Genomic DNA, 13269 nt, shown 5'->3' on the forward strand with positions numbered 1-13269 from the left:
AAAACAAATTAAAGTTACTTTTGTAGCAGACTATGAAGGATTGGATTTTATGTATGATGGCCGTTTTCCTCAGTGGATGGGCACAGGCCCAGGGGATCAGCTGTACCCCGGCCAATAAGGAGGCGGTCCTGAAAAAGCTGGAGCAGATCCAGGGAGTTCCGGATTCTTCTTTCGGAGAGGAACTCATCTCCATCGGCAAAACCTTCCTGGGTACGCCCTATGTAGCCCAAACCCTTGAAGGCAATCCTGCTGAATCTCTGGTGGTAGACCTGCAGGGCCTGGATTGTACCACCTTTGTTGAGAATGTCCTCGCTTTCGGGCTCATCCGCAGAAAAGGCACTCTCGCTTTTGATGCCTTCCTGGATGCCCTGGAAAAAATCAGGTACCGCAATGGGATGCTGAACGGGTACCCTTCCAGATTGCATTACTTCACGGAGTGGATCACAGACAATCAAAAGAAAGGACTGGTCAGGGATATCACGGCAGAACTTGGCGGAAAAGAGATCCGGAGAACCCTTGATTTTATGACCGGCCACCGCGATCTGTATACAGCTTTGGCAGAAGAGAAGTACTTTGAAGAAATGCAGAGGATCGAAGAATCGATCAGTGAGGAACCCCTCTGTGTTCTGCCTGTTGACGTACTGAAAGAAAATGAGCATAGGCTGGCCTCGGGGGATATCATCGCCCTGGCGACCTCCATCGATGGACTCGATGTCACCCACACTGGGTTCGCCATCAGGATGCCGGACAACAGGATCCACCTCTTACATGCCTCTTCTTCAGGAGAAGTGGAGATCTCAGATCTGCCTCTTGTGGATTACCTGAAAAAGATCAGGAAGAATACGGGGGTTATTGTAGCCCGACCGGTATTCTGAACGGGAACGCGAAGTATCAGACAATCCTCCAGGGAGGATTTTTACGATTCTTACCGGCATAGTACAGGACCAGCTGGTTGAGATCCGGGTCCCTCAACCGGGCTTCCCGCCAGATCCATCTCTTATCATTGGGCATCTCGTCGAATTCTATGCCCTTCTCCACCAATTCCCTGACGTAATCATCCAGGTTTCGGCATTCAAAATAGACCATGACCCCATCGCCCTCGGGCAGGGCCTCTACCTGGTGGATGGAAAAGGTCGCTTCCCCTTCCGGACATTCAAAACGGGCGTAGTTCGGCAGAGCCTTCACGATGAGTTTCAGTCCGAGCTTCTCGTAGAACGCGACAGACTTTGCCAAGTCCAGTGACGGCACTGTTACCTGGTTGAGATTCATGTGTAGTTTGTTTATTCTAGGTCGTGCCCTAAATATCCGGATTTTGAACCAATATTAAAAATGGAAAGACTTCCTTCCGCCTACTTTTCGGGTCGGCCTACTGAGACTGTGCCATCAGGTATTTTTTCGGAGTGGTCCCGTATTTCTTCTTGAAGGCAGCGATAAAATGGCTGGAGGTACTGTACCCTACCCGGAGCCCTACTTCATTGACGTTGTACTGATTGGATTCCAACATTTTCCGAGCTGTCTCCATTTTATGGTCGAACAGGAAACTGTAGACAGAATCGCCATAGATCTGTTTAAATCCCTCTTTGAGCTTTTTGAGACTCAGTCCGATCTCCTCTGATAATTCCTGAAGTGTAGGGGGTTCAGCCATCCGCTCGAGGATGATATCCTTCGCCTTGCGGATGCGTTTCACATTTTCTTCATCTACGAGGAAGGGACACTGTTCTTCAACCCCCGGATCGACACGGTTGAAACAGAGCGCTATCAGTTCATATACCTTGCCTTTCAGATACAGGTCGGATATGTTGGGGTGGATGTTTTGATTCATCAGCTGACTTAGCACTACGGCAATGGCGGGGGTTATGGCCTCCTGGGTGTAGTATTTTTTCTCCCTGAATTCCTCGCTCAAAAAAGGGATCTGTTCCGCCTGACGGGAAAAAAGAGAATGGAATTTCTTGATGCTCATCACCAGGGAGATCATCCAGGAGCCCGGTTGAAGCTCACAATGTAAAGGCAGGTCTATTTGAGTGTTGAAGAGCAGGAGCGACTGTTCTGCAGGTACGTCCAGAGCGTAATTCCCCTGGTTGAAAATAAACTTTACACCCCCCTTGGTACAGAAATGGAGCTGCAGATATGTCCGATCTATCTTCCTGTTGTAGTGTTGCTTACGCGAAGAATCATTCTGAAATTTCAACATCAGAATTCCGGGTTCCACATAGGTTTCCAAAAAAGAACCTTGAGCGATGTTTTTTTTATCCATTAATCCAGATTATACAGAGTAATTATTTAGAATATTTCTAAATTAAGATCTTGAAAACGTCCTGTAATAAGGCAAAAATACTAGTATTCCGGCATAAACGCATCCCTTGCACGGAAAAAAACCTGAAACGATACTTATAGTACCTTTAGCGTTATTTTCTCTTTCAGGCACATCTTATTTTTGTGGCTGTTTTGTTATGATGAAGAATTACCATATCTCCAGGCATAATTCGTTTTACACCGTAGGTTTGAGTTACCTAAAAGCCGATGCGGACCTGAGGGGAAAATTCAGCCTTGACGAGAAAGGAGAAGATAAGATCCTCATGGAGGCTGCCGAACTCGGTATAGACGGCCTGCTGATCACCGCTACCTGTAACAGGACAGAATTGCACGGATTTGCCCAGCACCCGTTTCAGCTGATCAAGTTGTTATGTGACCATTCATTTGGCAGTGTTGAGGAGTTCCAGGAAGTGGGATATGTCTACAAGAACTACGAGGCCATCGACCATCTTTTTCGCGTGGGAACCGGCCTGGACAGTCAGATCCTGGGAGACTTCGAGATCATCAGCCAGATCAAAAAAGGTTTTGCCCGTTCCAAGGAAAAAGGGTTGACCAACCCATTCCTGGAACGCCTGATCAATTCCATTCTGCAGGCCAGCAAACGGATCAAGAACGAGACCGAGCTCTCTTCCGGAGCTACCTCGGTCGCCTTTGCTTCGGTACAGTATATCATGGAGACCGTCCCGGATATATCCGAAAAGAACATCCTCTTGTTCGGAACCGGAAAGATAGGGAGGAATACCTGTGAGAACCTGCTGAAGCATACGGAGAATAATCATATCACCCTGATTAACAGAACCAGGGACAAGGCGGAGAAAGTGGGCGGTAAATTCAATTTGCTCGTCAGGGATTACTCCGACCTCCAGGCCGAGATCCGCCAGACAGACATTCTTGTTGTGGCCACAGGAGCCCATAAACCCACCATCTCAAAGTCACTCCTTCACCTCACAAAACCCCTTCTCATTCTGGACCTGTCCATCCCTAAGAATGTCGACGAGGATGTGAGTGAATTGCCGGGTGTCTCCCTGGTGCACCTGGACCATCTGTCCCAGAGAACGGACAAGACCCTCGAAAGGCGCAAAAAATTTATTCCCCAGGCAGAAAAGATCATCGAAGAGATCAAGGAAGAATTCATCAAATGGCTGGAGACCCGTAAATTCGCTCCGGTGATAAAGGCGCTCAAAAAGAAATTAAAGACCATGAAGGAGGAGGAGATCGATTTCCAGTCGAAAAAACTACCCGGCTTCAATCCGGAACAGGCAGACATCATCTCGGAACGCATCATTCAGAAGATCACCAAGCAGTTTGCCAACCACCTGAAGGCCAGCGAGGTGGATGCAGAAGACAGCCTCGAACTCATCCAGAGAGTCTTTCAATTAGAAGTGGAAAAACCATGAACAGGGTTATCCGGATAGGAACCCGAGACAGCGAACTGGCCCTCTGGCAGGCCCATACCGTAAAAAGCCAACTCGAAAAGGAAGGGCATGAATGCGAGCTTCTTCCGGTGAAAGCCACGGGAGACATCCTTCTGGACCAGCCCCTGTACGAGTTGGGGATCACGGGGATATTTACCAAGACCCTCGACGTTGCCCTCCTGAAAAAAGAGATCGACATAGCCGTACATTCCATGAAGGATGTGCCCACGAGCCTTCCCAAAGGCGTAGTACAGGCTGCCGTACTCAAGAGGGGCAACCCCCGCGACATCATAGTACACAAAGGGCTGGATTTTCTCAATGAAGAGGGTATCGTGGCCACGGGAAGCCTCAGGAGGAAGGCTCAGTGGCTCCACCGTTATCCCCTCCATGAGATCACAGACTTGAGGGGAAATGTCAATACCCGTTTGCAGAAATTCCGTACCCAGCCCTGGAATGCGGCTATTTTTGCCGCAGCCGGGCTCGAGCGGATCGACCTCCTCCCGGACCGTTTTACAACGCTGGAATGGATGATCCCTGCCCCTGCTCAGGGCGCCATGATGGTTGTGTGCCTGGAGGACAACACCTTCTGTCACAAGGCCCTGAAGACCCTGAACGATGAGCAAACTGAGGTGTGCACAGGGATTGAGAGGGAATTTCTGAAAACCCTGGAAGGAGGATGTACCGCGCCCATTGGGGCCCTGGCGGAGATCAGGGGAGAACACCTGCATTTTGAGGGCGTACTCCTCTCCCTGGACGGGCAAGAGGTATTCAGGGTCAGGAAGGAAGTCAAGGCAAAAAATCCGGCAGGTTTGGGTCGATCCTGGGCTCAGGAGATTCTTGACCAGGGAGGCGACAAGCTCATGCAGGAGATCAAGCAACAACTGGGAAAATGAAATCCGTACTCTCAACCCGAAGCCTCAACAACGCCCAGCTGGCCCTCCTGGCCAACTCAGGTATTGGGGTCGAGAGTTATGATGCCATAGGCGTAACCATTCTGGATGTCGACATCCCTGAGGGATATACTCAGTATATTTTTACTTCGAAGAACGGGGTGAAGGGATATCTGAAAAACAAGTTATCAGGAGTAGAAAACCAAAAAAAGATCACCTGCTATTGTGTGGGAGAGAAAACACAGTCATTTTTGGAAGAAAAAGGTCTGTTTGTAGCAAAAATGACTGAATATTCACGAGAATTAGGTGATTTTCTGGTTGAAAACGACAAAAATGGTCCCTTTTTGGTCTTTACCGGCAACCGGAACCGACCCGAACTGGGAAGGAAACTGACAGAACATAAGATCCATTTCCAGGAAGTGATGGTTTACGAAACACAACTCCATCCCAAAAAGTTCGAAAAGGATTTTCAGATCCTTCTCTTTTACAGTCCAAGCGGGGTTCAAAGTTTTGTCCAGGCCAACGATCAAAAGGATGCGACGGCACTCTGCATCGGGGAGACCACTGCCCGGGAAGCGAGAAAGCACTTCCAGAAAGTCATCGTAGCCAAAAAACCGACCACAGATAACGTCATTGAAACGCTCATAGAGCACTTTCCAAAATTATCAAACGCATAAATATGGCATTAAAAAATGACCTTTTGCTAAAAGCCCTTCGGGGAGAAACCGTGGAAAGACCGCCGGTATGGATGATGCGGCAGGCAGGCAGGTACCTCCCTGAATTTATGGAACTCAAGAAAAAGTATGATTTCTTTACCCGATGTCAGACCCCGGAACTGGCCTCAGAGATCACCGTGCAACCTATCCGAAGGTACGGCATGGATGCGGCCATCCTGTTCAGCGACATCCTGGTAATTCCGCAAGCCATGGAGATCGAGGTGCAGATGAAAACGGATTTCGGACCCTACCTTCCCAATCCCATCCGATCAAAAAAAGACCTGGACCGGGTTGTGGTCCCGGACGTGGAGGAAAGCCTGGACTATGTGCTTGAAGCCATAAAAATGACCAGGGAAAAACTCGCAGATGAGGTCCCCTTACTGGGCTTTGCGGGTTCCCCCTGGACCATCCTTTGCTACTGCGTACAGGGGCAGGGCAGCAAAAGCTTTGACAAGGCCAAGGAATTCTGTTTTACCCAACCCGATACCGCCCATGCCCTGTTGCAAAAGATAACGGATACCACCATCACCTACCTCAAAGCAAAGGTAAAGGCCGGGGTAGATGCCGTTCAGGTTTTTGATTCATGGGGTGGAATGCTCTCCCCCGAGGACTATGAACTCTATTCCTGGCCCTATATCCAGCAGATCGTGGATGCGCTCAAGGAAGAGACCCATGTGATCGTCTTTGGGAAAGGGTGTTGGTTTGCCCTGAAAACCATGTCCCAATCCGGGGCTTCCGCCCTTGGGGTCGACTGGACATGCTCCCCCCAAAATGCGCGATACCTCAGCGGGGGGAAGATCACCCTACAGGGGAATTTCGATCCGTCCCGTCTTTTCTCTCCACCCGCAGAGATCAAAAAGATGGTGACTAAGATGATTCGGGAATTTGGAAAGGACCGGTATATCGTAAACCTGGGACACGGTATCTTGCCAACCGTTCCCCTCGAGAATGCACAAGCCTTTATCGAGGCAGTAAAAACCTATTCCGAAGGGTGAATGAGGTCTGGGGAGTAATCAAAAGAGCTAGGCCCGGGCAACTCTTTCAACTTATGTGGCTCTGCCTTTCACATATCCGTCTGGTGTGGCCCACATACAGGGCCACTAAAAAGACCATAGGAATTGCGAATACACATTTCGGCCATGAGCATCGAAGGAATACCCCGGCCAATGCCTTCAGGCACGCCCTGTGGAACTGGATGATCGCAAAAGAATGTGCCCTTGTGGTAAAGAAGGTGGAAAAAGTCTTAAAGTGGACAGAAATGATCACGGATATGCATGAAAAGATCCTTCCCGGAAACGTCCTTTCAAATGCCATGGACCTGCACAACAATGCCGTGGGCAGGGCCGTCTTCAGTAAGGATGAATCAAGGGATGCCGAAAAAAGCGTCTTACATTTCCTGGAATTGGTAGAGAACTCCCTTCAGATAAGCTCCCTGGAGGAAATTAAGCAAACCGCGGATACGCGACTCGTGCATCTGATAAACCCAACACAATGAAAGAAAAATTCTATGCCTATATCCAATCCCTGCAGGACAGGATCTGCTCCACACTGGAATCCCTGGACGGAAAAGCGTCCTTTCAGGAAGACCTATGGGAACGCCCTGAAGGAGGGGGCGGCAGGACGCGGGTGATACAGGAAGGTGCCGTTTTCGAGAAAGGAGGGGTCAATATTTCCGGGGTACACGGGCCACTGCCCGAAAGCATGCAAGCCTACTTTGGGGTGGGTGAATCCGATTTCTTTGCCTGCGGCCTGAGCCTGGTCTTACACCCGGTCAACCCCATGGTGCCTACTGTACATGCCAATTGGCGTTACTTTGAGCTGTATGACAAGCAGGGCAATGTAGTCGACCAGTGGTTTGGGGGCGGGCAGGACCTTACCCCGTATTACCTGTTTGATGAGGATGCTGTGCATTTCCACTCGGTTTGCAAGCAGGCCTGTGACAACCACCACCCGCAATTCTACACCCGGTACAAGGAACGATGCGATTCCTATTTCTGGAATGCCCACAGGAATGAGGCAAGGGGGGTGGGCGGACTCTTCTTCGACTATTGTCGGCCGGGAGAGGAATTGTCGCTTGAGCAATGGTATGATTTTGTTACAGAGGTGGGTGATTCCTTCCTGCCATCCTATCTACCCATTGTGAAAAAACGAAAGGAACTGGCCTATTCGGAGGCCGAAAGGGACTGGCAAGAAGTTCGCCGGGGCCGATATGTGGAGTTTAACCTGGTACATGACAAAGGGACCCTGTTTGGCCTGAGAACTAATGGCCGGATAGAAAGCATCCTGATGAGTCTACCTCCAAAAGTTCAATGGCGGTATGACCATCAACCCGAACCCGGCAGCCGGGAAGCCCGATTGGTGGAAATACTTAAATCCCCCAGGAACTGGATGAACAAAACGTAAGAAATGAAAACATTGACATTATTTCAGATCGATGCCTTTGCTGCTAATCTTTTTCAGGGAAATCCGGCTGCCGTTTGCGTATTGGACTCCTGGCTGGAAGAGGGAACCATGCAGCAGATCGCCATGGAGAACAATCTGGCGGAAACAGCCTTTGTGGTAAAAAGGGAAAAGGACTACCAGATCCGCTGGTTTACTCCGGAATTGGAAGTGGACCTGTGCGGCCATGCCACCCTGGCATCGGCCTGGGTGATCTTCAATGAGTACGGGCACCCATCAGACCTCATCGATTTCCATTCAGACCGAAGCGGATCCCTCCGCGTAAAAAAAGAGGCCACTGGCGAACTTACACTGGATTTTCCTAAGGACACCCTGGAGGAAATTTCCCCCGTAAAGGAGATCCATGAAGCCCTTGGAAGGGTTCCACAAAAGGTCTTTAAAGGGAAAACAGATTTTATGCTCATCTATGCAAGCGAACAGGAGGTCCGCGATATGAAGCCAAATTTCTTCCTGTTAGACCAGGTAGAGGCCAGGGGTGTGATCGTAACGGCTCCCGGGAAAGAGGTGGATTTTGTCTCACGTTTTTTTGCTCCCAAGTGCGGGATCCCCGAGGACCCCGTAACCGGATCGGCCCACACCACCCTGACCCCCTACTGGGCAGAAGCACTGGGCAAACAGGATCTCACCGCAAAACAACTTTCCCAAAGGGGTGGGGACCTGAAATGCCAACTCAGGGGAGACCGGGTGTTGATCTCAGGGAGGGCAGTCCCTTATCTGAAGGGAGAAATTACCCTGTAAATCTGGTGCAATTCCCTTACCTTTAAAAAGAAATATTTTGTCATGTATCCATTAAGAAGAAACCGGATCTTACGCTCCAATCCCTCCATCCGGAAGATGGTGCGGGAAACCTTACTCCATCCAGCTGACTTCCTGGTACCCCTCTTTGTGGTGGAAGGCCACGGGGTGAAAGAGGAAATTCCTTCCATGCCACATTATTACCGACTAAGTCTGGACCTGCTTCAAAAGGAAGTAAAGGAACTTTGGGATATGGGGCTTTGTGCAGTGTTGCTCTTTGTCAAGATCCCTGATAATCTCAAGGACAATACGGGGGTGGAAGCCCTCAATCCCCATGGCCTTATGCAAAGGGCCATCAAAACGGTGAAGGAAACCTGCCCGGACATGCTGGTCATGACCGATGTGGCCCTGGATCCCTATTCCACCTACGGCCACGACGGCATTGTGGCCAAAGGGCAGATCCTCAACGACGCGACCAATGAGGTGCTGGCCCAAATGAGCATCACCCACGCCCAGGCAGGGGCCGATTTTGTGGCCCCCAGTGACATGATGGACGGAAGGATACGGATCATCAGGGAAGCACTGGAGGATGAAGAACTCACCAATACAGGGATCATGAGCTATGCCGCCAAATATGCCAGCGGTTTTTACGGCCCCTTCCGGGATGCACTCCAGTCAGCTCCCGTAGCCTCCAAGGAGGCCCCGGAGGATAAGCAGACCTACCAGATGGACCCGGGAAACAGGCTGGAAGCCATCAAAGAGGCCGAAATGGACATCGATGAAGGAGCCGACATCATCATGGTGAAGCCGGGGCTTTGCTACCTTGACATCGTGCGCGACCTGAGGGAGATGGTGGAGGTCCCCCTGGCCGTGTACCAGGTCTCCGGGGAATACGCCATGCTGAAGGCAGCCGCGGACAGAGGGTGGTTAGACCACGATACCGTCATGATGGAGCAATTGATCTCCATCAAAAGGGCAGGTGCCAATATCATCGCTACCTACTTTGCCAAAGAGGCTGTTAAACTGCTCAGTTAAGAGCCAGATGCCCGTGCATTCATTATCTTAAGGATCGATATTCCAGCATTAATGAGCGAGAGGCAATCCGTGTTATTTTTATTTATACTATTTGGTATTTTTTATTTATCTCATAGTCAAAATACTGATTATAAAGACTTTAATAGGCTTTCTCACAAGGCTGATTCCATTATAACGGATGGTATATTGAATAAAGCCTTCCCTGGGGCCCAACTTTTGGTCGCCCACAAAGGTGACGTTCTTTTTCACAAAACCTACGGCTTCCATACCTACGACAGCCTGATCCCTGTGCAGAAAACCGACCTCTATGACCTGGCCTCGGTGACCAAGATCCTGGGACCCCTACCCCTTTTGATGAAACTGGTGGATGAAGGCCGCATCGACCTCGATGTCCCCTTCAGCACCTATTGGAAGCCCTGGCAGGGTAACAAAGACAAAAAAGACCTCACCTTGAGGGAGATGCTGAGTCACCAGGCCGGATTGACCCCCTATATCGTCTTTGTCAACGAGGTGTTGAAGAAGGGAGAATTCAAGAAGAAGTTTGTCCGCAACTCCCCGCACAGGAGATTTCCTTTACATGCTTATGAGAATCTGTGGATAAATGACCGCTTTGAGAAGAAGGTATTCCGGCAGATCAGCCGCTCTGATGTAAGGCAGGAAAAGGAATACCTGTATTCAGGGCTGGCCTTTTTGCTCTTTCCGACCCTGATCGAGCAGATAACCGGCCACTCTTATTCCTATCTCCTGGCCAGCAAATTCACCTTTCCTATGGAGATCCCTTCTCTGGGCTTTCTGCCCACAGAAAAAGGTTTCCCGAATGCCATCATACCTACAGAGTACGACTCCCTCTACCGAAAAAATGTGGTACAGGGTTGGGTGCACGATGAAAATGCTTCCCTCTTCGGGGGCATTTCCGGGAATGCCGGACTCTTTGGCACCGCCCGGGACCTGTTTAGATTTATGCAGATGTACCAGAATTACGGAGAACTGGATGGCTACAGATACCTCAAAGCAGAAACCGTGAAAGAATTCACCCGGGTACAGTTTCCGGGAAACGACAACCGGAGAGGCCTTGGATTTGACAAGCCCCTTCTCGACAATGCCGACCAGGAACTTTCCGAGGCCTACCCCGCCCCTGCCGCCAGCCCGGAAAGCTTTGGACATAGCGGTTTTACGGGCACTTTCGTATGGGCTGATCCGAAATACCAATTGGTATATGTATTCCTGTCCAATCGAGTTTATCCGACCAGAACCCACAGAAACTTGTATGAATTAAACATCCGGACAGCCCTTCATCAATTATTCTATGACCACATCCTCAATTAATAGAGTATCATGAAAACAGCATTTATAAAGACTCCATTGGGCACGGCAAAGATCGAAGGGGACTTGCACGGGATCACATCCATTTCTGTTATAGATCGGGAAACAGAGATGAAGAGCAATATCTCTCCGGAATTGGAAGAAGCTGTTCGGCAGATAGAAGAATATTTTCTAGGTAAGCGAAAAGAATTCACCTTTAAGCTGAATCCGACAGGAACTGAGTTCCAAAAAAAGGTTTGGGATGAGCTTCTGAAGATTCCCTTTGGCAAGACGATCTCTTACCTCGACCTGAGCAAAAAACTGGGTGATCCCAAAGCCATCAGGGCGGTTGCTGCAGCGAATGGAAAGAACCCCATCTGGATCGTTATCCCCTGCCACAGGGTAGTCGGTAGCAAGGGGGAAATGGTGGGGTATGCAGGGGGTATACATCGGAAAAAATGGTTGTTGAACCACGAACGCACCGAGAAACAGCAATCCCTCTTCCCTTAAAAACAAACTACCCGGTCTGTTCCTGTCTCGTTTCTGCTCCCGGATCAGGTGAAATTGAGCATTGAACGAACTTTTTAGTCAATAAACCGCCCCATGACAGCGCCCATTCCTGATAATTTCCTTTCCAAACCGACTCCCCGGTCGGATTGCGGTATTTAAGGCTCGACGAAGTAAGTAGGCACAAAAGGCAGGGGGATCCGGGCTTGTAATTGCCCTGTATTTGAGATCACCAGGACGCCCCCGTTGAGCCCATTCTGGAAGTCGGTATCGGCATATCCCACAAGAAAGACCCCGGCATCATTGTAGTATCGAATTGCCGTAAGATCCACATTGGATCCGGTATCGGCTTCTACCTGCTGCACGACCCCAAGGATATCGATCTCCGAGCCGGTATTCGTCCCGAAATCGAAAAAGGCAGGTCCGAATGGAACTTCTGAAGGCTGTGCCAAAAATTCGGTGTAGTAGAGGGTAGAGCCAAACACAGAACCCTGCAAGGGTCCGGGAGGAAGGAATACGTCCAGGGTAAAGGGAGTTTCCGAGAGCTGGTCTAGTGTCTCTATATCGAAAACCCGGTAGGTAAAAATTGAATTTCCCAGTCCTACCAGGATGCCGATGTTACCGAGGTCGTCGATCAGGACATTCGGGATACCGGTATTGAAATCGAGGGTGCGCATCAGGGTCCGGTTCTCGGTATCAAAGATCCCTATCTTATAGCTTCCGGACTCATCCCTGTAGGTAAACATCAGTCTCTGGCGGTAGTACAAAGGGGCGTAGGCCTGCTGTATATTCAGGGCTATCGGCAGGTCTGTAAAGCTGCCATCCGAAGGGTCGAGTGTCCTTATCCCAAAATCCCTGCTTCCCTTGGGACTGTAATTGCCCAGAAAAATGAGGTCCTCAGAGTTGGTGCCCCAGGTGATGGCACGTTCGTCCGTAACCGTATAAAAATCAGGATAGGAAATTGCCTGGCCAGTAAAAGTATTGACCTGGATGAGGGAAAAACGCCCGGAAGCAAAACTGTAAAAGGAGACATCGTCTCCCACCTGTCTCAGAGTAAGGTACAAAGGATCCACCCCCAGGCTCTGGGTCAGATTGGTCTCTGTCCCTGATCCGGCGAAACCGTCATAGGTATAACGGAATACGTTCTCTGTGTCTTCCCCGATCAGCCTGAAATCGGGAAGAAGCACCTGTTCTTCCTCCGTGCCGGACATACTGTCCTTAGAACAAGATCCAGTCGCCAGCAGGAGTAAGCAACATCCCAGAAAAAGAGAGGATCGCATGCAATTTTTTTATTAAAAATACACATTCTGGAAAACTAGGGTAATTCTGAAGGCCACTTTCGGTGAAATGATGTCTCTTTGTCATCAGCCGGGGTGTGGAAGTCTCAATTCTTACTATCTTGGAACTACCCCGGGGAAAAGCCCGTAAAACCGCCTGAAAAATAAGATCATGTTGAATAAAATATCCCTTGAGGAGATTCTCTTCCTCGATATTGAAACCGTCCCCCAGACTGCCTCTTTCTCAGAACTGGATGAGGTCAGGCAAACGCTGTGGGACCACAAGTCCCAGTACAAAAGGGCTGATGAGGTGTCTGCCGGGGACTATTACGAGAATGCCGGTATCTGGGCCGAATTCGGGAAGATCATCTGCATATCTGTGGGCTATTTCCACTTCAAAGACACCCAGCGGCAGTTTAGAGTGACCACTTTTCACGGGGAAGAGAAGGAGATCCTGCAGGAATTCCGGAACCTGCTCACTACCCATTTCAGGCACCCCAAATACCTGCTGTGTGCCCATAACGGGAAAGAATTCGACTTTCCCTACATCGCCCGCAGAATGATCGTCCATGGCCTGGTTTTGCCTGAAAAACTGAACCTTTTCGGCAAAAAACCCTGG

General features: G+C 49.8%; 15 protein-coding genes. 12 read left to right on the top strand and 3 right to left on the bottom strand.

Annotation, left to right across the window (positions count from 1 at the left end):
• Nucleotides 1-53: 53 nt before the first annotated feature.
• Nucleotides 54-875, top strand: coding sequence for an N-acetylmuramoyl-L-alanine amidase-like domain-containing protein (locus ABYP73_RS00490; protein WP_372973145.1), 822 nt, complete (start codon nt 54-56; stop codon nt 873-875).
• Nucleotides 876-891: 16 nt separating this feature from the next.
• Here ABYP73_RS00490 and ABYP73_RS00495 read toward each other — a convergent pair whose 3' ends face one another.
• Both ABYP73_RS00495 and ABYP73_RS00500 read right to left on the bottom strand, forming a co-directional pair.
• Nucleotides 892-1269, bottom strand: a complete 378-nt coding sequence (locus tag ABYP73_RS00495; protein ID WP_372944583.1) for a VOC family protein — start codon at nt 1267-1269, stop codon at nt 892-894.
• Between the two features lie 97 nt (nt 1270-1366).
• On the bottom strand, nt 1367-2254 hold the full coding sequence (locus ABYP73_RS00500) for a helix-turn-helix transcriptional regulator (RefSeq protein ID WP_372944582.1): 888 nt from the start codon (nt 2252-2254) through the stop codon (nt 1367-1369).
• 199 nt (nt 2255-2453) lie between these two features.
• Here ABYP73_RS00500 and hemA point away from each other — a divergent pair, with 199 nt between their 5' ends.
• From hemA to ABYP73_RS00550, 10 genes are all read left to right on the top strand, one after another.
• Nucleotides 2454-3710: a glutamyl-tRNA reductase gene (gene hemA / locus ABYP73_RS00505; protein WP_372944586.1), complete on the top strand. Its 1257-nt coding sequence runs from the start codon at nt 2454-2456 to the stop codon at nt 3708-3710.
• On the top strand, nt 3707-4621 hold the full coding sequence (hemC, locus tag ABYP73_RS00510; protein WP_372944581.1) for a hydroxymethylbilane synthase: 915 nt from the start codon (nt 3707-3709) through the stop codon (nt 4619-4621). Before hemA ends, hemC begins: the two co-directional genes overlap by 4 nt.
• Nucleotides 4618-5295, top strand: a complete 678-nt coding sequence (locus ABYP73_RS00515; RefSeq protein WP_372973146.1) for a uroporphyrinogen-III synthase — start codon at nt 4618-4620, stop codon at nt 5293-5295. The genes hemC and ABYP73_RS00515 overlap by 4 nt, the downstream gene beginning before the upstream one ends.
• 2 nt (nt 5296-5297) lie before the next feature.
• The gene (gene hemE / locus ABYP73_RS00520; protein WP_372973147.1) at nt 5298-6329 is read left to right on the top strand and encodes a uroporphyrinogen decarboxylase; all 1032 of its coding nucleotides are present in this window, start codon (nt 5298-5300) and stop codon (nt 6327-6329) included.
• Between the two features lie 53 nt (nt 6330-6382).
• On the top strand, nt 6383-6829 hold the full coding sequence (locus ABYP73_RS00525; RefSeq protein WP_372973148.1) for a hypothetical protein: 447 nt from the start codon (nt 6383-6385) through the stop codon (nt 6827-6829).
• Nucleotides 6826-7737, top strand: a complete 912-nt coding sequence (gene hemF, locus ABYP73_RS00530; RefSeq protein WP_372973149.1) for an oxygen-dependent coproporphyrinogen oxidase — start codon at nt 6826-6828, stop codon at nt 7735-7737. The genes ABYP73_RS00525 and hemF overlap by 4 nt, the downstream gene beginning before the upstream one ends.
• Nucleotides 7738-7740: 3 nt before the next feature.
• Nucleotides 7741-8532, top strand: coding sequence for a PhzF family phenazine biosynthesis protein (locus ABYP73_RS00535; RefSeq protein ID WP_372973150.1), 792 nt, complete (start codon nt 7741-7743; stop codon nt 8530-8532).
• Nucleotides 8533-8574: 42 nt separating this feature from the next.
• Nucleotides 8575-9564 (top strand): porphobilinogen synthase, encoded by a 990-nt coding sequence (gene hemB, locus ABYP73_RS00540; protein WP_372944575.1) that lies wholly within the window; start codon nt 8575-8577, stop codon nt 9562-9564.
• A gap of 186 nt (nt 9565-9750) precedes the next feature.
• Nucleotides 9751-10890 carry a serine hydrolase domain-containing protein gene (locus tag ABYP73_RS00545; protein WP_372973151.1) on the top strand — a complete coding sequence of 380 codons (1140 nt, stop codon included), beginning with the start codon at nt 9751-9753 and terminating at the stop codon, nt 10888-10890.
• Nucleotides 10891-10899: 9 nt separating this feature from the next.
• Nucleotides 10900-11376 (top strand): methylated-DNA--[protein]-cysteine S-methyltransferase, encoded by a 477-nt coding sequence (locus tag ABYP73_RS00550; protein ID WP_372973152.1) that lies wholly within the window; start codon nt 10900-10902, stop codon nt 11374-11376.
• 155 nt (nt 11377-11531) lie between these two features.
• Here the strand turns inward: ABYP73_RS00550 and ABYP73_RS00555 are convergent, their stop codons facing one another.
• Nucleotides 11532-12653 carry a hypothetical protein gene (locus ABYP73_RS00555; protein ID WP_372946530.1) on the bottom strand — a complete coding sequence of 374 codons (1122 nt, stop codon included), beginning with the start codon at nt 12651-12653 and terminating at the stop codon, nt 11532-11534.
• 169 nt (nt 12654-12822) lie between these two features.
• Here ABYP73_RS00555 and ABYP73_RS00560 point away from each other — a divergent pair.
• Nucleotides 12823-13269, top strand: a 447-nt coding sequence (locus ABYP73_RS00560) for a ribonuclease H-like domain-containing protein (protein WP_372973153.1), incomplete at its 3' end; no start/stop codon positions are given.

The sequence above is a fragment of the Muriicola sp. genome, assembly GCF_041567615.1.
Lineage (GTDB): Bacteria > Bacteroidota > Bacteroidia > Flavobacteriales > Flavobacteriaceae > Muriicola.

Excerpts from the sequence above, each read along its gene's own strand:
- ABYP73_RS00515 (WP_372973146.1), top strand. The coding sequence starts at position 4,618 with ATGAAATCCGTACTCTCAACCCGAAGCCTCAACAACGCCCAGCTGGCC.
- hemA (WP_372944586.1), top strand. The coding sequence starts at position 2,454 with ATGAAGAATTACCATATCTCCAGGCATAATTCGTTTTACACCGTAGGT.
- ABYP73_RS00525 (WP_372973148.1), top strand. The coding sequence starts at position 6,383 with ATGTGGCTCTGCCTTTCACATATCCGTCTGGTGTGGCCCACATACAGG.
- hemE (WP_372973147.1), top strand. The coding sequence starts at position 5,298 with ATGGCATTAAAAAATGACCTTTTGCTAAAAGCCCTTCGGGGAGAAACC.
- ABYP73_RS00490 (WP_372973145.1), top strand. The coding sequence starts at position 54 with ATGATGGCCGTTTTCCTCAGTGGATGGGCACAGGCCCAGGGGATCAGC.
- ABYP73_RS00495 (WP_372944583.1), bottom strand. The coding sequence starts at position 1,269 with ATGAATCTCAACCAGGTAACAGTGCCGTCACTGGACTTGGCAAAGTCT.
- hemF (WP_372973149.1), top strand. The coding sequence starts at position 6,826 with ATGAAAGAAAAATTCTATGCCTATATCCAATCCCTGCAGGACAGGATC.
- hemC (WP_372944581.1), top strand. The coding sequence starts at position 3,707 with ATGAACAGGGTTATCCGGATAGGAACCCGAGACAGCGAACTGGCCCTC.
- ABYP73_RS00550 (WP_372973152.1), top strand. The coding sequence starts at position 10,900 with ATGAAAACAGCATTTATAAAGACTCCATTGGGCACGGCAAAGATCGAA.
- ABYP73_RS00535 (WP_372973150.1), top strand. The coding sequence starts at position 7,741 with ATGAAAACATTGACATTATTTCAGATCGATGCCTTTGCTGCTAATCTT.
- ABYP73_RS00500 (WP_372944582.1), bottom strand. The coding sequence starts at position 2,254 with ATGGATAAAAAAAACATCGCTCAAGGTTCTTTTTTGGAAACCTATGTG.
- hemB (WP_372944575.1), top strand. The coding sequence starts at position 8,575 with ATGTATCCATTAAGAAGAAACCGGATCTTACGCTCCAATCCCTCCATC.
- ABYP73_RS00555 (WP_372946530.1), bottom strand. The coding sequence starts at position 12,653 with ATGCGATCCTCTCTTTTTCTGGGATGTTGCTTACTCCTGCTGGCGACT.